Below are 20754 nucleotides of genomic sequence, written 5' to 3' on the forward strand. Positions count from 1 at the left end.
GTAGGGTGCGCACCCCGTGCGCACGCGGTTCGCGAAAGCAGCGTAGTACAACAGCAGCCGCAAGCCAGCATGCGGTGACCGCGTGCGCACAAGTGCGCACCCTACGAACTGCCGAAGCCGGAGCAGTCACACATCGTAGGGTGCGCACCCCGTGCGCACGCGGTTCGCGAAAGCAGCGTAGTACAACAGCGGCCGCAAGTCAGCATGCGGTGACCGCGTGCGCACAGGTCCTCGGCGGCCCCGCGCCCCCTACGAACTCCGATCAGGATTGCGACAAGGGCGCCAGCCCGACCCCGATCAGTCCTGCTTGATCGTGACCTGCGCCCCACCCTGCTCGCTGGCCAGCTTCGACAGCGATTCAAACAGCTCGCTATCGTCGCGCGTGTTGCGCCACTCATCGCCCACGCGCTTGTAGTGATAGCCGCCGGCGCGCGCCGCCACCCACATCTCCTGCAGCGGCGCCTGGCTGTTGACGATGATCTTCGAACCATTATCGAGGAACTCGATCTCAAGCACATTGCCACTGCGCTTACATTCAACGTCGAGCACGTCCTCGTCGTTCAGCCGGTCCAGCGCGGACTCGATCGTGTCCAGCGTCGATTCGGCCAGGTCCAAAAATTCGGTTTCGGTCATGCTACACTCCAAGGTCTGCTAATCAAACCATGATTCTAAACGTGAAGCCTTCCGTCGCGCTCATCGCCGCCGCTGGCCTGGCCGCAAGCCTGGCAGGTTGCGGCCAGCCTGGCCCGCTGTACATGCCCAAGCCGCCCGCCAAGCCGGTCCCGACCGCGCCTCCCGAGTCGCCGCAGGTCACCGGCGCGCAGGTCCCACCGCAGCTTCCGACGGCGGCTCCGACGCCAACGCCGACTCCGGACCCGAACCCGACTCCGACCCCGAATCCGATCCAACAATAAACATGTCGCACTTTTCGTATCAAGACGGCGTCCTGCACGCCGAGAGCACGCCTTTGCCCCAAATCGCCGACGCGTTCGGCACCCCGACCTACGTCTATTCCAAGGCCGCGCTGCTGGAGAACTTTAACGCCTACGCCAATGCCTGCAAGGGCCGCGACGCGCTGGTCTGCTATGCGATGAAGGCCAATTCGAACCTGGCGATCCTGGATTTGCTGGCGCGCGAAGGCGCCGGCTTTGACATCGTCTCGGGCGGCGAACTGCTGCGCGTGATCGCGGCCGGCGGCGACCCCGGCAAGGTGATCTTCTCCGGCGTGGGCAAGACCGTCGGCGAGATGAAGCTGGCGCTTGAAAAGGGCATCCTGTGCTTTAACGTCGAGTCGATCCCCGAGCTGCACCGCCTGAACGAGGTGGCCGGCGCGATGGGCAAGCGCGCGCCGGTGTCGCTGCGTGTGAACCCGAACGTCGACGCCAAGACCCATCCATACATCTCGACGGGCCTCAAGTCGAACAAGTTCGGCATCGCCTTCGACGACGCGCTGGAGGCCTACCGCACGGCCGCGCGCCTGCCGCACTTGGCGGTGGTGGGCATCGACTGCCACATCGGCTCGCAGCTGCTGGACGACGCGCCGCTGCTCGAAGCGCTCGACAAGCTGATCGACCTGATCGACACCCTGGCGGCTGTTGGCATCGTGCTGCACCACCTCGACATCGGCGGCGGGATCGGCATCAACTACGGCGCCGCCGGCGACGATCCGCCTGTCGCCGTGGGCGAATACCTGGGCCGGCTGTTCGCGCGCATCGACGCCTGGCGCGCCGACAAACACGGCGGGCAGCCGATCAAGGTGATCTTCGAACCGGGCCGCTCGATCGTCGGCAACGCCGGGGTGCTGCTGATGTCGGTCGAGTTCCTCAAGCCGGGCGAGGAGAAGAATTTCTGCGTGGTGGACGCGGCGATGAACGACATGATGCGCCCGACCCTGTACGAGGCGTGGATGGCGGTGCAGCCGGTAGTTCCGCGCAGCGGCAAGCCGGTAACCTACGACATCGTCGGCCCGATCTGCGAATCGGGCGACTGGCTGGCACGCGGGCGCGATCTGAGCCTGGTGCCGGGCGACCTGCTGGCGATGATGACGGCCGGCGCCTACGGCATGACGATGGCGTCCAACTACAACACCCGCGCCAGGCCGGCCGAAGTGATAGTCGACGGCGACCAGGTGCACCTGGTGCGCAAGCGCGAAAATCCGGTGGATTTGTTTGAGCTTGAATCGCTGCTCAAATAAGACAGGGGCCAGGACGAGGCCCGCTTCGGCGGGCCTTTTTGCATCCTGTTCTTACGACGACTCCGCTGCCCGTCATTGCACGATTTATCTCAATCGGCGATCACATCTTCCATACTGCCTACGTCCATAAGACGATACATCCAGCGCTCGATGTCCGCTTCTGGTGCCTCATCAATACGTTCGGCTATCGCTGCTGGAACACCGCCAAAACGCTTGGCGAGCAGGCCCTTGAGCAGGTTGCGGTTTTTTGCCAGGGACTCCTCACGCACCTCCTCACGGCCTTCCTCACGCCCCTGGGCCAAGCCAAGCTGCCGACCTTCATCCTTGTACGCATCGGCCCAGGTCGCGTATTTTCTCACGAACCGTTCACCCATTATCCGGCCCTCCAGCAGACTCTTGATTTCTTCCTCTGTTGCCTCATGACCTTCCCGTTGCAACAAACGGGTGATCCAGCTTGTAATGCTACGGCGGAGCGGCGCTTGCCCATCACCCGAAAGCCATGCTGCCAGCGTTGCCAAGGCGTCAATTAGATTGTCCGCTCGATCGGATAGTTCAAGCCGAAAAAGCTCGGCCACCAGGTTCCGCGACTGGCCGATCCGATCCATGTCGAGGCTTTGCTTATCGATCAGCACGTACCGCTGACTCGCCTGAAACGCATCCAGTTCGGACGGCCCGGCGGCCACAAGTTCGCGTAATTCTGCGCATGCCGTCCACGGCCGGTTCCCGCTGTAGAAAACGACAGGTAACACCGGCGGCAAGGCCAGGCGTGGACCAAGTTCGTGCCGCTTTACGAGGTCCTGGTAGAGCAATCCGACATACACCTGCATGCGCAAGGCCATCCAGCGCTCGGCTTGGGACTGGAACTCGAGCAATAGATAGACGTAGACAAAGTGATCGGCGACGCGGACCCGCCACACCATATCACCATGCCGTTCACTGAAGCGGTCACTCACATAACTGGCGCTCACCCGGGCGAACGCGGCAGGCGCCAAGCCTCGAAAACAGGCAAAAGGCGTAAAGCCCGCGAGCAAGTCGCGCACCAGTTCAGGATGCGCGAACAGCTGTTTGTAGCCAAGGTCGTGGTCGCCGGACATCCGCCCAGTCTAGCGCCGCCAATATCGCGCCCTTCGCGCCGGCTCAAGTACGTTGCGATTCATGGTTGAAAGAATGCTATGCTCGGGTGTCGCCCATTCCCGAGTCCAATGCCATGCTTGCTGCCGACCCTGCCATCGAACCCGTCCCTGAAACGCTCAATAGCTCACGCATCGGCGCGGCCCGCGTTGCCATCGGGCTCACCCAGGGCCTGGCGTTGTACCTGCTCTATCACGCCGCGCAAACCCCGTCCTGGCCCGCGACCGAGCCACTGCTGTTCGCGCCGCTGCTGCTGGTCGCGCTGCTGGCGCCGCTCATCACGATCAGCAGCCTCGGCCACCTGACGCACCGGCAGGCCGCGCTGTGGGTTGGCATAGTGACCGTGCTGGCTGCGGCCATGGGCTGGTACGACCGCTGGCGCGCGGCCGACATCGCCATACTGCCGAAGTCGGCTGGGCCTTCGGAGCGGATCGTTTTCCTGATCGTCGCCGGATTTTTTATCGCGCATGCACTCGTGCTGGCTGGCGCGCGCGACCGCCGGCGCATCGCGTCCTATGCCAGCTATTTTGAAATCGCCTGGAAGCTCGCGGTCCAACTTACGTTCAGTTCGCTGTTCGTGGGCGTCACCTGGCTGGTGTTGCTGCTCGGCGGACAGCTGTTCGAACTGATCCAACTGGACTTCCTGAAGCGCTGGATCCACCAGTCGTGGTTCGCGATCCCGGTCACCGCGTTCGCGTACGCGTGCGCGATGCACCTGACCGACGTGCGGCCGGCTATCGTGCGCGGCATCCGCAGCCTGCTGCTGGTGATGATGTCGTGGATCCTGCCTGTGATGACGCTGATCGTCGGCGCCTTCCTCCTTTCGCTGCCGTTCACCGGACTGGCGCCGCTATGGGCGACGCGCCACGCGGGCTCGGTCCTGCTCACTGCCGTCGCCGGGTTCGTCATTCTTGTCAACGCCGCCTGGCAGGACGGCGCCGCATTCGCCACGGCGGCACGCGTCGTGCGCGCCAGCGCCCGCGCCACCGCCGTGCTGCTGGTGCCGCTCACCGTCATCGCCATCTATGCCCTGACCATGCGCGTACGGGACTACGGCTGGACCAACGAGCGCGTCTATGCCGCGGCCTGCCTGCTGGTAGCAAGCTGCTACACGTTCGGGTATGCGTACGCGGCTGTGACCAGCGGCTCGCTGGGGAGGCTCGCAAACGTGAACGTCGCGAGCGCGTTCGTCGTGCTGGCGACGCTGCTGTTGCTGCTCTCGCCGATTGCCGATCCTGCGCGCCTGTCAGTCAACGACCAGCTCGCGAGGCTCTCGTCCGGCAGGATCACGGCGGAGAAATTCGACTTTACCTACCTGCGCTTCGAAGGCCAGCGTTACGGACGCGAAGCGCTGGCGCAGTTTGCCACCCGCACCACCGGCAAGGATGCCGAACTGATCCGCAAGCGGGCCGTCGACGCACGCGCACTGCGCGACCGCTGGGACCGTGTGATTCAGCCGCCGGCAAGCATCGCGCTAAGCGTCCATGTGTGGCCCGAGGGGGCGCGCCTGCCGGAGAGCTTTTTGCGCCAGAACGTGAATGATTTCCACGGCGAGTCCGCCGGACCGCAATGCCTGCGCGATGCCAGCAAGACCTGCGACGCCTACCTGCTCGACCTCACCGGTGATGGCAAGCCCGAGGTCATCCTGCTCGGCGAGCCATTTGAGCAGTCCGCGGTAATGGCGGAAACCACGCCAGGACGCTGGGAAGCCGTGGCGTGGCTACCGTTCGAGGCGTCCCATTGCGGCAGCCTGCGCAGCGCCATGAAAGCCGGCCAGTTGCGCGCCGTGCCGTCGACGATCAACGATATCGAGGTTGCCGGCCAGCGCTTGCGCGTGTCCCTTAAAGGTGAGGTCCGCTGCGCGCCGACAGCGTCAGGCCACGACGGTCCTTGATCGAGCCAGGCTCCAGTAAACCCGCAGCCCAAGCAGCAACGCGACAATCACACCGAACAACAGCGGCTGCGCGAAATTGTGCTTGGCGGCCTTCATCCACCAGAAATGCAGGATGCCGAGCGGCGCGATAACGTAGATCAGCCGGTGCAGCGCCTGCCAGCGCCTGCCGCCCAGGCGCCGGACCATGGCGTTGGTACTGGTCGCCGCCAGCGGCACCAGAAGCACGAAGGCGATGAAGCCGACCGTGATGAAGGGCCGCTTGAATACGTCTTTCCACATCTCGGCCAGATCGAAGAAATGGTCGAACCAAAGGAATGTCATGAAGTGCAGGAAAGCGTAGAAGAACGCAAACAGCCCGAACATGCGGCGCAGCCTGACCAGCCAGTTGGCGCCCGTCAGCCTGCGCAGCGGCGTCACCGCCAGCGTGATGCACAGGAAGTACAGCGTCCAGTCGCCAGTGCCGTGCGTGATGAACGCGAGCGGGTCGACCAGCCGGCCAGCAACCGTCAGCCACGCCATGCGCGCCAGCGGCACCAGCGCCAGCACGAAGATGGCCGCCTTGATCAGCGCAAGCTGGCGGGGACTCGGATTGATCGCCATGTCAGAAATACTTCTTCAGGTCCATTCCGCTGTACAGCGATGCGACCTCGTTGTAGCCGTTGAACATCAGCGTCTTGCGCTTGCGCTGGAAAAAGCCGTCCTCACCGATGCGGCGCTCGGTCGCCTGTGACCAGCGCGGGTGGTCGACGTTCGGATTCACGTTCGAATAAAAGCCGTATTCGGTGGGGCCAGCCACCATCCAGGACGTGTTCGGCTGGTCTTTCCTGAAACGGATACGCACGATCGACTTGGCCGACTTGAAACCGTACTTCCACGGCACCACCACCCGCACCGGCGCGCCATTCTGGTTCGGCAGCACCTGGCCGTACATGCCGACGGTGAGCAGCGCCAGCGGATGCATCGCCTCGTCCATGCGCAGGCCCTCGACATACGGCCAGTCGAGCACGTGGCTTCGCACGCCCGGCATCTGGCGCGGGTCGGCCAGGCTGATGAATTCGACGTACTTGGCGTTGCCCGTCGGCTCAACCTGCTTGATCAGGTTTGAAAGCGAAAAGCCGATCCACGGTATGACCATCGACCAGCCCTCGACGCAGCGCAAGCGGTACACGCGCTCTTCCAGCGGCGCGAGCTTGATGAGGCTGTCGATGTCCAGCGTGACCGGCTTCTTGACCTCGCCCTCGATCGCCACCGTCCACGGCCGCGTGCGCAGCGTTTGCGTGTTGTCGTGGGGATCGGACTTGTCGGTGCCGAACTCGTAGAAATTGTTGTAGCTGGTCGCGTCCGTGAACGTCGTCTGTTGCTCGGGCGTTCTGTATGCCGGATTGGGTTGCGCCGCCAACTTTTGCAACGCGGCGCCTTGCGCAAAGGCTTGGCGGTTGGCCAGCTCCCACAGCGCGCTGCCGGCCGCCGCGCCGGCGGCGATCCGCGCGAGGAACTTGCGCCGCTCTTCGTATATTTCGCGTGGCGTGATTTCGGATGCGAACGGCAAGTCGCGGCCGTTCGGACTGCGTTTGATCAGCATGGCTTACTCCAGCAAGACAGTGACGTGTGCTTGGTTATAGAAAATACTACACACATTACACCATCTTGCAGGAGCTTTAAGCGCCATTACAGCCGCTTACAGTTTGCCGTAGGAATGCAGGCCCGACAGGAACATGTTAACGCCGAGGAAGGCGAACGTGGTCACCAGCAGGCCGACCAGCGCCCACCAGGCAGCCGCGCGCCCACGCAGGCCCGACATCAAACGCATGTGCAGCCAGGCGGCGTAGTTGAGCCATACGATCAGGGCCCAGGTTTCCTTCGGGTCCCACGACCAGTAGCCGCCCCAGGCGTCGGCCGCCCACAGCGCGCCCAGGATGGTGGCGACGGTGAAGAACGCAAAACCGACCGAAATCGCCTTGTACATCACGTCGTCCAGCACTTCGAGCGACGGCAGGCGATCGGCCAGGATGCCGTGCGACTTGAGCAGGTAGGCGCTGCCGACCATGGCCGCCAGCGCAAAGGTGCCGTAGCCGATGAAGTTGGCCGGCACGTGGATCTTCATCCACCAGCTCTGCAGCGCCGGGACCAGCGGCTGGATCTCGGCCGCATCGCGCGATACTGTGTACCACAGCAGGAACCCGACCGCTGCCGAGATCACCAGCAGCACGAACGGACCCAGCTGCCGTGTGGCGTAGCGCTGCTCGTAGTACAGGTAGAACAGCGCGGTGATCATCGAAAACAGGATGAACACTTCGTACAGGTTCGAAACCGGAATGTGGCCGACGTCGCTGCCCAGCAGGTAGGATTCATACCAGCGCATCATCATGCCGGTAAAGCCGAGCACCACCGCGGCCCAGCACAGCTTGGAGCCGACCGCGGCGCCGAACGGCGAGCGGGCGACCAGGCTCAGCCAGTAAAACGCGGTCGAGAACACGAACAGCGCGCTCATCCACAAAATCGCGGACTGGCTCGAGAGTGCATACTTGAGGAAGAACCTCTGGTTGGCCGCGGCGAGCGAACCGCCGTAGAGTGACACGCCCCACAGCGACAGCGCCGCCACCAGCGGGATCAGCCAGCGCACCGACTTGAAGTGCCAGCCGAGCGCGGCGAACGTGGGCGCGGTCAGCAGCAGGATCGCCTGCTCGTAGCCGTCCATGTAGCTGCCGTAGCGTTGCAGCGCGAACACGGCAGCGGCCACCAGGCCCAGGCCGTATAACCAGTCGAACACCGACAGTCGTCGGAAATAACCTGGCTGCTCCCGGTAGATGTCGGTTTGCGCCTCGGTCCGCGTTGCTTCCGATAATTCCATTGTCTTCTCCAGTCCGTCTGCTTTGCTCCAGCTTACGCCGATTGCGGCAGCTTGGTTTTCAACTCGTCGAACTCCCGTTCGAAATCAAGCGTCTTGCGCTGCGTGCTCATTGCCATCAAGGCATGGGCGCCCTGCCCGTCGTCGCGCACCCACACCCACAGCCGCCGGTCACGGATGTAGAACATCGCGAACACGCCGGCCACCAGCAACAGGCAGCCCAGGTAGACCACTTTCTTGCCCGGCGAGCGCGTTACCTGCAACACCGACGCCTTCACTTCAACGAAATCATCCAGTTGCAGGTAGACAGGGGCGCCATAAAAAAAGCTGTCCGACAAGGCGTTGGTGGCCAGTTGCAAAAAGCGGCCATGCGCATCGGTCGGCTCGGCCGCCGGCAAGCCGTCGCGCTCGCGCGCCACTTGCCACAGTTCCCACACCGAACCGTTGAGCATTTTCATGAAGATGTTGGCAGCCTTCTCCTGTTCCGCAGCGGGAATCTTTTCCAGGAAGCGCGATACGCCCATGAAGCCGCCCTGGCTGCCCTCGCCGGCAAAGATGCCCAGCGTCTTGAAGGCCGATTCCTGCAATTGCGCGGCAAGTTGCTGCTCTGCAGCGCCCTGCGCTGCCGGCATCGTGCGCAGCGCGTAGCGGCGCGCCGCCTCCGCCCGCAGGCCGGGGTCGGCCAGCGCGGCGCGCAGGCGCATCCATTCGGTCACGCCGTGCTGGTCGTCGGCCGGGATGCGCAGGAAGCTGAACGGGTCGGCCGGGCTGCTGCGCACGCCCGCCAGGTACACCTGCGCGCCATCAAGCATGACCGGCTGCATGTAGTTGAGGAACTCGCGCGCCTGGCCGGTCTGGTCGCGCAGCTTGTACTGCACGCTCGGACCGACATTTTTCAAATCCTTGTTGTTGGCGTTCTTGGCGGCCGAACCGGATGCCTTGCCCAGCGTGCTTGCTACCTGTTCGTCGAACGACTGGCCCTTGGTCACCGCGCGCACGTCTTGCCCGGTGTTCACGTTTTCGACGTTGAACGGGCGAAAAGCCGACCACTCGACCGACCAGGCCTGGCCGCCACGCTTGAGGTCGGTGGCGCTGCCGACCTCGCCAGCGATCGGGAATGTCTTGCTGTCGGTGCCGGTCATCGGGTAGCCGACGAGCTTGAGCTTGCTGCCGCCGTCCTCAATGCCCGACTGGTACACGGCGATGCCCTTGTAGATCAGCGGTTCGTTGACCTTGATCGTGGCCGGGAACGACTTGCCGGTTTCATGATCCCGCACCACGACTTCGCTCGCGAACAGCTTGGGCATCCCGGTCGAGTAGAAGTCGACGATGAACTTGTTCAGGTGGATGGTGAACGGCAACTCCTGGATCAATACCCCGTTGCCCTGGTTAATGACCGCAGTATTGCTGCTCTGCCCCTCGGGAATCAAGGTGTTGCCACGGAAGGTAGGGTTGCCCAGGCCAAGCCGATGCTGTTCCGGGATCTGGGCAATGATGCCGCTGCCGTCAAACGGCTTCTTGCCCATGAACCATTCTTGGAAACGGATGGCCAGGTCGGAATCGAGCGTGCCGCCGATCAGGATCACGATAATCGCGGAATGCGCAAAGATGTAGCCGAACTTGTTGCCGGCGCCCTTCTTGGCGCTGACCAGCGTGGCCTCGCCCTTGTCGACGATCTTGACCCCGTAACCCGCATGGCGCAGGCGCGCGGCGGTTCTTTCCGCAAGCTGCGTGCGCGCAATCGGCGCGCGCCACTCGACCTTGTGATGAAAATTCTTCAGCGACTGTTCGCGCACATGCTCACGCCAGCTGCGCATGTCGTGCAGCATCTTGGGCGCATTGCGGATGATGCACAGGCTGGTCGAGACGATCAGCACGAACAGGATCAAGAGGAACCACCAGGTCGAATAGACCGCGTAAAGGCCGAGCTTGTTGAAAATCTCGAACCAGAACGGGCCGAACTGGTTCACATAGTTCGGCATCGGTTCGTTCTGCTTGAGCACGGTACCGATCACGGCTGCGATCGAGATCATCGTCAACAGGCTGATCGCAAAGCGCATCGACGAGACAAGCTCGACCACTTCGGCCAGGCCACGGCGCCGCGTGTTCAATTCAATTCCGGTGGTACTCATTGTTCAAGGATTCGTAGTATTCGGCAATGCCCGCGCAGCAGCATACAACAAAAAGGGCAGCCCGCTTACGCTGCCGCCCTTCATTACTACCGCATTTTTGGCCGAACCTATTTGAGGCCGGCGATGTAATCGACAACCGCCTTCATTTCTTCGTCCGACATGCGCTGTGCCAGCGTGGTCATCTGCGGGCTGTTCTTGCGCGCGCCGCTCTTGAACGCCTGCAGCTGGGCGAAACTGTAGTCCTGGTTCTGGCCTGCCAGGCGCGGGTACTGGATCGGCACGCCGGCGCCGATCGGTCCATGGCAGCTCGCGCAAGCGGCCACGCCCTTGGCGGCGATGCCGCCACGGTAGATATTGCGGCCCAGCTCGACGGTGTTCTTGTCGTGCGCGGCGCCCGGTTTGGGCTGCTGCTTGGCCAGGTAGGCGGCGATGTCCTTCTTCTCCTGGTCGGAGAGCTGCTTGGCAATGGGGCTCATGATCGCGTTGTTGCGGCTGGGCGTGGTGAAGTCGACCAGTTGCTTGTAGGTGTAGGCTTCGAACTGGGCCGCGAGCTTGGGATTGGCTGCGATGGTCGAGTTGCCGCCAGCGCCGTGGCAAGCCACGCAGGCCGGGATGCCGCGCGCAGCATCGCCCGATTCGAACAGCGTGCCGCCCTTGGCCACATCGGGCTTGGCGGCCGCAGGCTGCTGTGCAGACGCAGCCCCTGCCAACGCCAGGGTTGCAACCAACAAGGATTTCACAAACGGGACCGAGATTCGATTCATTCAACCACCTTAAAGTCAAAAAAAATTCAGTTTTTCTTGCAAGTCACGCCCAGGCATGACTCAGGTGAAGCCGCTTCCCTTGCCGGTGCGCCTCCCCAAGGCGACGCAACGTCAGATAACCCCTTATTGTACAATAGCTTTGTTTCTCCAACGCTCATTTAGTTGTCTCTTTCGCCTCATTCATGTCCAAACTCTGGCAAGCCCGTTTCTTCACGACCGTCAACCAACTGCGCGACCTGCCATCGACGCGGGTGCCGGAAATCGCTTTCGCCGGACGTTCGAACGCGGGCAAGTCGACGGCGATTAATATCCTGACCAACCAGAAGGGCCTGGCCTTTGCGTCCAAGACGCCGGGCCGCACCCAGCACATCAACTTCTTCTCGATCGGCGGCGCGCATGTGGGCCAGCACCGCAACGACCCGGTGCGCATGGACGAGCTGCAGGCGCTCCTGGTCGACCTGCCCGGCTACGGCTATGCGGAAGTGTCGGGCGGCGCCAAGCTGCACTGGCAAAAGCTGCTGGGCGACTACGTCCAGCGCCGCGAGCAGCTGGCCGCGCTGGTGCTGATCATGGACTCGCGCCGCCCGTTCACCGAGCTCGACGTGCAAATGCTCGAATGGTTCGCGCCGACCGGCAAGCCGATCCACTGCATCCTGACCAAGGTCGACAAGCTCAACCGCAACGAGGCGACCAACGTGCTGCGTCAGGCCAGGCAGGTGCTCGACAGCTATGTCGACGAGGAAGGCAACGGGTTCCCGTTCACCGTGCAGCTGTTCTCGGCCTTAAAGCGCGTGGGCGTGGAAGAAGCGAACGACAAGATCATTGAACTGCTCGGCCTGGCGGAAGACGATGCCCAGGCTGCCCCTGCTCCACCGGACAATGAATAGCAGCAACCAGGTTCACGATCAATCTTTCGGGACACACACAATGCCAATCATTACCCCTGCCCAGTATCCCACCGCCCGCATGCGCCGCATGCGCCGTGACCCGTTCTCGCGCGCCCTGATGCGCGAAAACACGATCACCGCCTCCGACCTGATCTACCCGGTGTTCATCCTCGACGGCGTCAACCAGCGCCAGCAGGTTGCCTCGATGCCGGGCGTCGAGCGGGTGTCGGTCGACCTGCTCCTGAAGGTGGCCGAAGAGTGCGTGGCGCTGGGCATTCCGGTGCTGGCATTGTTCCCGGTGATTGACCAGTCGCTCAAGACCTATGACGGCGTCGAGGCGACCAACCCGGACGGCCTGGTGCCGCGCGCTGTGCGCGAACTGAAGCGCAACTTCCCGGAACTGGGCGTGCTGACCGACGTGGCGCTCGACCCGTACACCACGCATGGCCAGGACGGCCTGCCGGACGAGACTGGCTACATCGTCAACGAAAAGACGATCGCGATGCTGACGCGCCAGGCGCTGGCCCAGGCCGAGGCGGGCGTGGACGTGGTGGCGCCGTCGGACATGATGGACGGGCGCATCGGCGTGATCCGCAACGCGCTGGAAGAACAAGGCTTCATCCACACCCGCATCATGGCCTATTCAGCCAAGTACGCTTCAAGCTTCTATGGCCCGTTCCGCGAAGCCCTGGGTTCAGCGGCAAACCTGGGCAAGGCCGACAAGAAGACCTACCAGATGGACCCGGCCAACAGCGACGAGGCGCTGCGCGAAGTGGCGCTCGACCTGGCCGAAGGCGCGGACATGGTGATGGTCAAACCGGGCATGCCCTACCTGGACGTGGTGCGCCGCGTGAAGGATGAGTTCAAGGTGCCGACCTTCGCCTACCAGGTGAGCGGCGAGTACGCGATGCTGCAGGCTGCATTCCAGAATGGCTGGCTCGACCGCGACAAGGTGACCATGGAATCGATGATGGCGTTCAAGCGCGCCGGAGCGGATGGGGTGCTGACCTATTTCGCGCTGGAGATCGCGCGCATGCTCAAGGCTGGCGCGTAAGCGACATTCCTCGGCAAAAAGGCCGCGCCCTGGATTGAACAGGCGTGGCCTTTTTTCATACCCGTTGCCGACGGGTAGCCGTAACGTGAATCACTGGCGCACTAAAAATAGCACGTCGTTCCCGGGCTCGGCGCCCCCCTTGGCGGGAACCCATGCTGAGCGTCATGTCACGCTGCCTATGGGTCCCCGCCAAGGGGGGCGCCGAGCCCGGGGACGACGATTTTTGGGGCAGACTATCGTTGTTATTTCCCCCCAACCGCTTCCTGCAACCCCTGCACGAACTGCGCGCCCTGCTTGACCTGCGCCGTCGATCCCTTCAACGCAGCCCCGATCGGTTCAGCGCGCCCACCGAGGCAGTTGCCGAGGAAATTCTCCGCGACGGCGTTGAACGCGATGTTGTTGACCGGCCGTGCGAAGCCATGGCCTTCGTCCGGGAACACAACATAGGTCACCGGAATGCTCTTGGCGTTCATCGCGGCAACGATCTGGTCCGATTCACGCACGTTCACGCGCGGGTCGTTGGCGCCCTGACCGATGAGCAGCGGGCGCACAATCTTGTCGGCGAAGTTCAGCGGCGAGCGTTCCTTGAGCATGGCGCGGCCCGATTCGGTCGTCGGGTCGCCCATGCGCCGGTAGAACTGCTGCTTGAACGCCTCCCAATACGGCGGAATGGTCTCCAGCAGCGTGAACAGGTTCGACGGCCCGACGATGTCGACGCCGCAGGCAAAGGCCTCGGGAGTAAATGTCAGCCCGGCCAGCGTGGCGTACCCGCCGTACGAGCCACCCATGATCGCCACCTTGTCGCGCGTCGTGATGCCGTTGGCAACCGCCCAGTCGACTGCGTCGAGCAGGTCGTCATGCATCTTGCGACCCCACTCCAGATTACCCTTGGCGATAAACTCCTTGCCGAACCCGGTGGAGGCGCGGAAGTTGACCGACAGGACAGCGTAGCCGCGATTGGCCAGCCATTGGTGATAGGAGTGGTAGCCGTAGCTGTCGCGGCCCCACGGGCCGCCATGGACGAACAGCACCATCGGGACCGGCCGTTCGGCCTTGCCGCTACCCTGCGGATCGGCGCTCTTGGGCAGGCTCAGGTAGGACACCAGCGTCAATCCGTCGCGGGCCTGGATTTCTTGCGGGAACATCGGCACCAGCGGGGCGCCTTCCAGTTCAGGCCTGCTCACGTACAGCTTGGTCAGGCGCTTGCCCTTCCGATCGTACAAATAGGTGGCGGCGGGCGCCGAGACCGTGTCGACCGCCACCGTCCATTTGTCGTCCTTGTCGCTGCGGGACGTTACGCTGAACTGCCCCTTCAACTCTTTCTCGAGAAAATCAAGGTCGGCCTTGATCGACGGATCGATCGGGACGTACTCACGCTTGAGCACTTCCAGTTCATAGGCCTGGATGCGCCCGGTGCGCACGTCGAACAGTCCCGAGGTGATATCGGCACGGACATCCGTCGCGATGACCGTGGGCTTGCCCGACGCCACATCCTGCGCGATCAGGGCGGCCGTGTCACGCCCGCGCGAATCCCTCCAGTAGAGCGTCTTGCCATCAGTGGTGAATCCCAGCGGGGCGGTCGTAAGCGAATCTTCCAGGCCAACCTGGCCGATGGGAGAGTTCTCGACCTTGCCGTTGCTGATGCGGTAAAAATCGTTGCCGCCGTCTTTGCGTGCCTTTGCGGCAAGCCGCAGATTGAGGCTTTCGTCGCTGAAGAATTCGGCATAGCCATCGTTCTTGTACACGAGCGTCAGCTTGCCGGTGGGCAGATGGAGGCTGTAGACATCGTGCCAGCGCGGGTCGCGGTTATTGACGGCAATGAGGATGCGGTCCTTGACCTGGCGGCTGATGTTGACCAGTTGCACGCGGGTCTTCTCGAACGGGGTGTAGAGGGTTTGCTTGCCGCTCACCACATCCACGCCATACAGGAGGAAGTTTTCGTCCCCGCCCTTGTCATTGATAAACAGCAGCGTCTTCGAATCGGGCGACCAGAACGCGCTGCGGATCGGCCGCGTTTTCTCGTCCGTCAGCGCCCGTGCTGCGGACGGGTCGGCGAGGGGCGCAACCCAGACGTTGAGCACGCCGTCGCGCGGTGCGATCCATGACAGCCATTTGCCGTCAGGGCTGACACGGCCGGCGGTCTTGGTGGGGTTGCCAAAGAGCTTGGCACGCTCGATCAGCGGCGTGTCCGCAGGGGACGCGGCGGGGGCCTGTGCATAAACCGGAACAATAACTGCGACAGACAGTGCAATCAGGATGGAACGGAGCATACACACCTCACTAAAGGGATGAGTGCTCCATGGTATGTTATTTTTGGTATTGAAATAAAGAAAATTATTGTTTATGCAGCATCACCGCTTCACCGGCGGTTTGTACTCCGGGAACATTTCCTTCATGAGGAAGGCCATCAGCTCCGGCTCATCCTTGGGCCGCGCGCTCATCGTGATCACCTTGCCCAGGCGGTGCGATTCCCACGGGAAGTCGCCGGGGCGCTCCCTGCGGATCAGCTCGATCATCTTCTTCACCACCGCGGTCTCGAGGTCCTGCTCGTTGCCCTGCTCGACCGTCACCTGCGTCAGCCAGCGCTGCTTGAAGTTCGGGTTCCAGCCGCGGAACTTCAGGTCCATGCTGTGGAACGTCCGATTCGATGTGGAGAACACGCCGCCGTTCTCGTTGCGGTCGTCGCGGCTGCGGCCGTTGACCGCCGCGATGTTGGCCAGCGCGTTGCGCATGCCGCGCGCCTCGTCGGTTTCTTCAACCGCCTGGCTCGGTTCGGGCGCCCCGCGCTGCCTACGGCGCGCGTCGATGGCGGCCTGCAGGTCCACCGCCTGTGGCGTTTCCTGCACCTCTTTCTTGGGCTCGACCTTGGTCACCTCGACCGGTTTTTCGTTCGGCAGCGTGATCGTGTTGGGCAGCCGCTGCACGTGCACCACCTCGGGCGGCGCGCTCTTGTGCGGTTTGGTCTTGGGCGTGTTCTTCGGGGCCTGTTCCTGCGGCCGGGGTTTCGGCTTGCCGGGGCTCGGGGCAACCCAGACGATCTCGCCGCTAGCGGGCGGTGTCGAGCGCTCGCGCTTCACTTTCGGCTGGAACAGGTAGATCGCGATCAGCATCAGGTGCAGCAGAACCGTGACGATCAGGCCCGTGCGCCGGTTGCGCCCGCCGCCATAGGACGGGCTGGACGAAACGCCGGGCAGCGGCTGGCCGCAATGCGCGCAAATGCCGCTGCTGTCGGTCGAGATGTGGGAATGATCGCGCAAAGGTGAATCCAGTGTTCAGGTAGCGACGTGGGCATAATCGAAGCCGAGTGCGGCAGTCTATCCGTTTTGGACAAGGTGCGCACGCAGCAGGGCTAGCCAAAGCTTACAGCGAGCCCTTCCTGATGGATGTTACAGTATGTTTCCGTGTCGGTGACCGCTGGTTGCGAAGCGCCCGTCCCGCCCGAGGGCAAAGGACGGGCGCCGGCTCAGGCTACGCGGATGGTGCGTGCCCTGGCCAGCTCCTTGTGCTCATGCGCCTGTTCGGCCTGCGCAAGCTGCTCGTCGCTCATCGGACCGCTGCCGCTGTACCGGTCGAGGAACAGGTAGATCACCGGCGTGATGTACAGGGTGATAACCTGCGAGAAGATCAGGCCGCCGCACACGGCCAGGCCCAGCGGCTGGCGCAGTTCGGCGCCGGCGCCCATGCCCAGCGCGATCGGCAGCGCACCCATCAGCGCGGCCAGCGTGGTCATCAGGATCGGGCGGAAGCGCAGCACGCACGCCTCGCGGATCGCCTTTGCCGGCGTCATTCCCTGGTTGCGCTGGGCGTCGAGCGCGAAGTCGATCATCATGATCGCGTTCTTCTTCACGATACCGATCAGCATCAGGATGCCGATGATCGCGATCATCGTCAGGTCCAGGCCGAACAGGCGCAGCGTCAAGAGCGCGCCGACCGCCGCCGACGGCAGGCCGGCCAGGATCGTCAGCGGGTGGATGAAGCTTTCATACAGCACGCCGAGCAGCACGTAGATCACGCCGACCGCCGCGATAATGAGGATCAGTTGGCTCGACTGCGAATCCTGGAACACCGCCGCGTCGCCGCCGTACTTGGTGATGATCGAGGCCGGCAGCTTCATGTCGCGCCCCATCTGGTCGATCGCCGCGGTCGCGTCCCCCAGCGGCACTTCCGGCGCCAGGTTGAACGACAGCGTGATCGCCTGCAGCTGGCCCTGGTGGTTGACCGCCAGCGGGCCGACGGTGCGCTTGACCGTCGCAATCGAGGACAGCCGCACCAGCTGGCCGGTCTTGCTGCGCACCGAAATGCGCGAGAGCGCCTCGTCGAACTGGCGGTCGGCGGTGGCCGCCTCCAGGATCACGTAGTAGCTGGCGGCGGTCGAGTAGATGGTCGAGACCTGGCGCTCGCCGAACGCGGCGTACAGCGCGCTGCGCACGTCGGACATCTGCACGCCGAGCAGGTTGGCCTTGTCGCGGTCGATGTCGAGCGAAGCCTGCAGGCCCTTGTTCTGCGAGTCGCTGGTCACGTCGCGGAACAGCGGGTTGGACTTCATGCGGTCGAGGAACTCGTTGGCCCAGTTGCCGATGTCGCCACCCGAGACGCTCTGCAGCGTGTACTGGTAGCGGCTCTTGCTCTGGCGGCCGCCCAGCTGCAGGTTCTGCACCGGCGACATGTACACGTTCACGCCGGCGATCTTGTGGGTTGCCTTGCGCAGGCGGTCGAGCACCTGCGGCATCTTGGGACGTTCGGACCGGGGCTTAAGGACCAGGAACATGCGGCCGTTATTGCCGCCGCCCGTGAACGAGGTCACGTCCTGCACCGCGGGGTCGGCCATGATGGTCGAGGAGACCTTCTCCTGCAGCGCCAGCAGGGCGGCGGACGAGATGTCCTCGGACGCTTCCACTGTCACCCGGATCTGGCCCAGGTCCTCCTCGGGGAAAAAGCCCTTGGGGATGGTGGTGTACAGCACCACGGTCAGCACGAAGGTGCCGACCGCGATCAGCAGCACCACGGTGCGGTGCGCCAGCGCCATGTCGAGCGTCTTGGCGTAGCCGTCGCGCAGGCGGGCGAACCCGGCTTCGAAGTGGCGCGTGACGAAGCCGCCTCCGCTGTGCCCATGCGCGTCGTGCGCGGACAGCAGGCGCGAGGACAGCATCGGCACCAGGGTCAGCGACACCGCCGCCGACACCAGGATCGACAGCCCGACCACCACCGCGAATTCGTGGAACAGCAGGCCGATCACGCCCGGCATGAAGAAGATCGGAATGAACACCGCGACCAGCGACACCGAGATCGAGACGATGGTAAAGCCCATCTCGCGGGACCCTTCGAGGGCGGCGCGCATGGTCTTTTTGCCCATCTCCATGTGGCGCACGATGTTCTCGAGGACCACGATCGCGTCGTCGACCACCAGGCCGACCGCGAGCGTAATGCCAAGCAGCGAAACGTTGTCCAGGCTGTAGCCGAGCCAGTAGAACAGCGACAGCGCACCCAGCAGCGAGATCGGCATCGTGACGGCCGGGATGAAGGTCGCGGCCACGCGGTGCAGGAACAGGAAAATCACCAGCACCACCAGCGACACGGTCAGCGCCAGCGTGATGTTCACGTCGTGGATCGCCTCGCGGATCGAGACCGAGCGGTCGTTGACCAGGTTGATCTTGATCGAGGCCGGCAGCTGCGACTGGAAGCGCGGCAGCAGGTGGCGCACCGCGTCGACCACCTTGACGGTGTTGGCGTCCGGCTGGCGCTGCACCAGCAGCACGATCGAGCGCTCGCCGTTGTAGCTGCCGTAGGCCTTGACCGACTGGTAGCTGTCCTCGACCTCGGCCACGTCCTTCAGGCGCACCGGCTCGCCGTTGCGGGTGGCGACGATCAGGTCGGCGAATTCGGCCGCGCGCTGCATCTGGGCGTTGCCCTTGATGGTCAGCGTCTGGTTCGGGCCGTCGATGATGCCCAGCGGCGTGTTGGAGTTGGCCGTGCGCAGGGCAGTGGCCAGTTCGTCCATCGTCAGGTTACGCGCGTTCATCAGGTCAGTCTTGGCGCGCACCCGCACCGCGAACTTCTTGCCGCCGTTGACCGACACCTGTGCCACGCCCGGCAGGGTGGAAAGCGCGGGCGAGACCAGGTTCTCGGCGTAGTCGTTCAGCTCCGACAGGTTCATCGACGGCGAGGTCATCGTCATGAACAGCACCGGCGCGTCGGCCGGGTTGACCTTGCGGTACGAAGGCAGGTCCGTCATCTCCTGCGGCAGCGAGCGCTGGGCGCCGAGCAGCGCCGCCTGCACGTCGATCGCGGCGACGTTGACGTCGACCGACGGATCGAATTCGAGCGTCAGCGAGGTGTTGGAGAGGGAGCTGGTCGAGGTGATCAGGTTGATGCCGGCGATCGTCGAGAACGCCTTCTCGAGCGGCAGCGCGACCGAGGACGCCATCGTCTCCGGGCTTGCGCCCGGCAGGTTGGCGTTGACGTTGATGACCGGGGTGTTATAGCTGGGGAGCGCCGCGACCGGGATGTGGAAGTAGGCCAGCACGCCGACCAGCACCAGGCTGATCGACAGCAGCACCACCATCACCGGGCGGCGGATGCACAGTTCGGACAGGTTCATGCGGCCGCGCCCTTCCCGCCCCTGGCGCCGCCAGGTTTGCCGCCACGCTTGCCTGCACCGCCGCCGTGCTTGCCTTCGCCATCGCCGGCGCCGGCCAGGCGCACCTTGCCGCCGGGGCGCAGGTTCTGCTTGCCCTCGGTGACGATCGTCTCGCCCCCAGCCAGGCCGGTGACCGCGGCGCTGGGGCCGAACGCGTGCACCTTCTCGACCGGCGCCAGGCGCGCGGTGTGGTCAGCCTCGACCACGTACACGTAAGTGCCCTTGGCGTTGATGATGATCGCGTTTTGCGGGATCACCACCGCATCCTTCAGGGTGCTCACCGTGACACGAGCGTTGACGTACTGGCCCGGCCACAGGCTGGTGTCGGCATTGGCAAACTGGGCCTTCACGCGGATCATGCCGGAAGCCGGGTCGACCGCGTTGTCCACGAAACTGAGCTGGCCGGTCGCCGGTTGGCCATCGGCGCCGGCGCGCGCCTCGACTTCGACCTTGCCGCGCTTTTGCGCCGCCAGCAGCGCCGACAGCGACGATTCAGGCAGCGTGAACGCGACGTCGATCGGGTCGAGCTGGGTGATCGTGGTGAGCGAAGTGGACATCTGTACCAGGCTGCCCGGGTAGACGTTGATCGCGCCCACGCGGCCGCTCATCGGTGCGGAAATCGCGGTGTAGCTGGTAGCGACAATGCTGGCCTGGGCGGCCGCCATGTCGGACTTGAGCACGGCGCGCGCGGCATCGACCTGGCTCTTCAGGCTGTCGACCGCGCTCTGGGCGATGAACTTTTGCGCGAACAGTTCCTGGCTGCGCTTGTACTGGCGCTCGAGATCGGCCAGCGTGGCCTGGTCGCGCGCTACCTGCGCCTGGGCCTTTTCAAGGTTGGCGCGGTCCGCGCGATCATCCAGCGTGAACATCAGCTGGCCCGCCTTGACGAACTGGCCTTCCTTGATGTGGACCGCACGGATGGTGCTGGTCGTCTGCGGACGCAGATCGACGGTACGGATCGGCGTCACGGTGCCGTTGGCGATCACCACCACCGGCACATCCTGGCGAACCGGCGTCACCACGTTGACCACGGTCGGACCCTGCGCCCCCCTGCCTCCCTTGCCGCCACCACCACCGCCGCCGCCACCGGCCCGGGCCTCGGCTGGCGTGCCGCTACCGTGATTGAAATACCATGCTGCGGCGCCGGCGAGCACGATCACGCCGACGATAAGTCCCACACTATTCTTCTTCATTCTGATCCCTGGCCGCTTTG

Annotated in this window: 16 protein-coding genes; 5 read left to right on the forward strand and 11 right to left on the reverse strand. The window is 63.9% G+C overall.

Going from position 1 to position 20754, the window contains the following annotated elements:
- Positions 1-297 precede the first annotated feature (297 nt).
- Positions 298-633, reverse strand: a complete 336-nt coding sequence (gene cyaY / locus E4O92_RS22650; RefSeq protein WP_135191910.1) for an iron donor protein CyaY — start codon at positions 631-633, stop codon at positions 298-300.
- 41 nt (positions 634-674) lie between these two features.
- On the opposite strand from cyaY, the gene lptM reads away from it, so the two are divergent.
- Both lptM and lysA read left to right on the forward strand, forming a co-directional pair.
- Positions 675-914, forward strand: coding sequence for an LPS translocon maturation chaperone LptM (lptM, locus tag E4O92_RS22655; RefSeq protein WP_135191911.1), 240 nt, complete (start codon positions 675-677; stop codon positions 912-914).
- A gap of 2 nt (positions 915-916) precedes the next feature.
- Positions 917-2194, forward strand: a complete 1278-nt coding sequence (lysA, locus tag E4O92_RS22660; RefSeq protein ID WP_135191912.1) for a diaminopimelate decarboxylase — start codon at positions 917-919, stop codon at positions 2192-2194.
- An 89-nt stretch (positions 2195-2283) separates the two neighbouring features.
- Here lysA and E4O92_RS22665 read toward each other — a convergent pair whose 3' ends face one another.
- The gene (locus tag E4O92_RS22665; protein WP_135191913.1) at positions 2284-3288 is read right to left on the reverse strand and encodes an Rpn family recombination-promoting nuclease/putative transposase; all 1005 of its coding nucleotides are present in this window, start codon (positions 3286-3288) and stop codon (positions 2284-2286) included.
- A 113-nt stretch (positions 3289-3401) separates the two neighbouring features.
- Here E4O92_RS22665 and E4O92_RS22670 point away from each other — a divergent pair, with 113 nt between their 5' ends.
- Positions 3402-5219: a DUF4153 domain-containing protein gene (locus E4O92_RS22670; RefSeq protein ID WP_135191914.1), complete on the forward strand. Its 1818-nt coding sequence runs from the start codon at positions 3402-3404 to the stop codon at positions 5217-5219.
- Here E4O92_RS22670 and msrQ read toward each other — a convergent pair.
- From msrQ to E4O92_RS22695, 5 genes are all read right to left on the reverse strand, one after another.
- Entirely contained in the window at positions 5199-5819 is a 621-nt protein-coding gene (msrQ, locus tag E4O92_RS22675) for a protein-methionine-sulfoxide reductase heme-binding subunit MsrQ (protein ID WP_135191915.1), read from the reverse strand. The genes E4O92_RS22670 and msrQ overlap by 21 nt on opposite strands.
- A gap of 1 nt (position 5820) precedes the next feature.
- The gene (msrP, locus tag E4O92_RS22680) at positions 5821-6801 is read right to left on the reverse strand and encodes a protein-methionine-sulfoxide reductase catalytic subunit MsrP (RefSeq protein ID WP_135191916.1); all 981 of its coding nucleotides are present in this window, start codon (positions 6799-6801) and stop codon (positions 5821-5823) included.
- Positions 6802-6897: 96 nt separating this feature from the next.
- Positions 6898-8070 carry a c-type cytochrome biogenesis protein CcsB gene (ccsB, locus tag E4O92_RS22685; protein ID WP_135191917.1) on the reverse strand — a complete coding sequence of 391 codons (1173 nt, stop codon included), beginning with the start codon at positions 8068-8070 and terminating at the stop codon, positions 6898-6900.
- Positions 8071-8102: 32 nt separating this feature from the next.
- Positions 8103-10199 carry a cytochrome c biogenesis protein ResB gene (locus tag E4O92_RS22690; protein ID WP_135191918.1) on the reverse strand — a complete coding sequence of 699 codons (2097 nt, stop codon included), beginning with the start codon at positions 10197-10199 and terminating at the stop codon, positions 8103-8105.
- A 107-nt stretch (positions 10200-10306) separates the two neighbouring features.
- A complete protein-coding gene (locus tag E4O92_RS22695; RefSeq protein ID WP_135191919.1) occupies positions 10307-10963 on the reverse strand; it encodes a c-type cytochrome in 657 nt (218 codons plus the stop codon).
- 182 nt (positions 10964-11145) lie between these two features.
- Between E4O92_RS22695 and yihA the strand changes: the two genes are divergently transcribed.
- Both yihA and hemB read left to right on the forward strand, forming a co-directional pair.
- On the forward strand, positions 11146-11850 hold the full coding sequence (gene yihA / locus E4O92_RS22700) for a ribosome biogenesis GTP-binding protein YihA/YsxC (protein ID WP_135191920.1): 705 nt from the start codon (positions 11146-11148) through the stop codon (positions 11848-11850).
- A gap of 40 nt (positions 11851-11890) precedes the next feature.
- On the forward strand, positions 11891-12904 hold the full coding sequence (gene hemB, locus E4O92_RS22705; RefSeq protein ID WP_135191921.1) for a porphobilinogen synthase: 1014 nt from the start codon (positions 11891-11893) through the stop codon (positions 12902-12904).
- Between the two features lie 242 nt (positions 12905-13146).
- Here hemB and E4O92_RS22710 read toward each other — a convergent pair whose 3' ends face one another.
- From E4O92_RS22710 to E4O92_RS22725, 4 genes are all read right to left on the reverse strand, one after another.
- On the reverse strand, positions 13147-15174 hold the full coding sequence (locus E4O92_RS22710) for a S9 family peptidase (RefSeq protein ID WP_135191922.1): 2028 nt from the start codon (positions 15172-15174) through the stop codon (positions 13147-13149).
- 81 nt (positions 15175-15255) lie between these two features.
- A complete protein-coding gene (locus E4O92_RS22715) occupies positions 15256-16161 on the reverse strand; it encodes a hypothetical protein (protein ID WP_135191923.1) in 906 nt (301 codons plus the stop codon).
- 206 nt (positions 16162-16367) lie between these two features.
- Positions 16368-19502 carry an efflux RND transporter permease subunit gene (locus E4O92_RS22720; protein ID WP_135191924.1) on the reverse strand — a complete coding sequence of 1045 codons (3135 nt, stop codon included), beginning with the start codon at positions 19500-19502 and terminating at the stop codon, positions 16368-16370.
- Positions 19499-20734 (reverse strand): efflux RND transporter periplasmic adaptor subunit, encoded by a 1236-nt coding sequence (locus E4O92_RS22725; protein ID WP_135191925.1) that lies wholly within the window; start codon positions 20732-20734, stop codon positions 19499-19501. The genes E4O92_RS22720 and E4O92_RS22725 overlap by 4 nt, the downstream gene beginning before the upstream one ends.
- Positions 20735-20754: the final 20 nt, after the last annotated feature.

The sequence above is a fragment of the Massilia horti genome (genome assembly GCF_004614195.1).
In the GTDB taxonomy this organism is placed as follows: Bacteria; Pseudomonadota; Gammaproteobacteria; order Burkholderiales; family Burkholderiaceae_D; genus Telluria; species Telluria horti.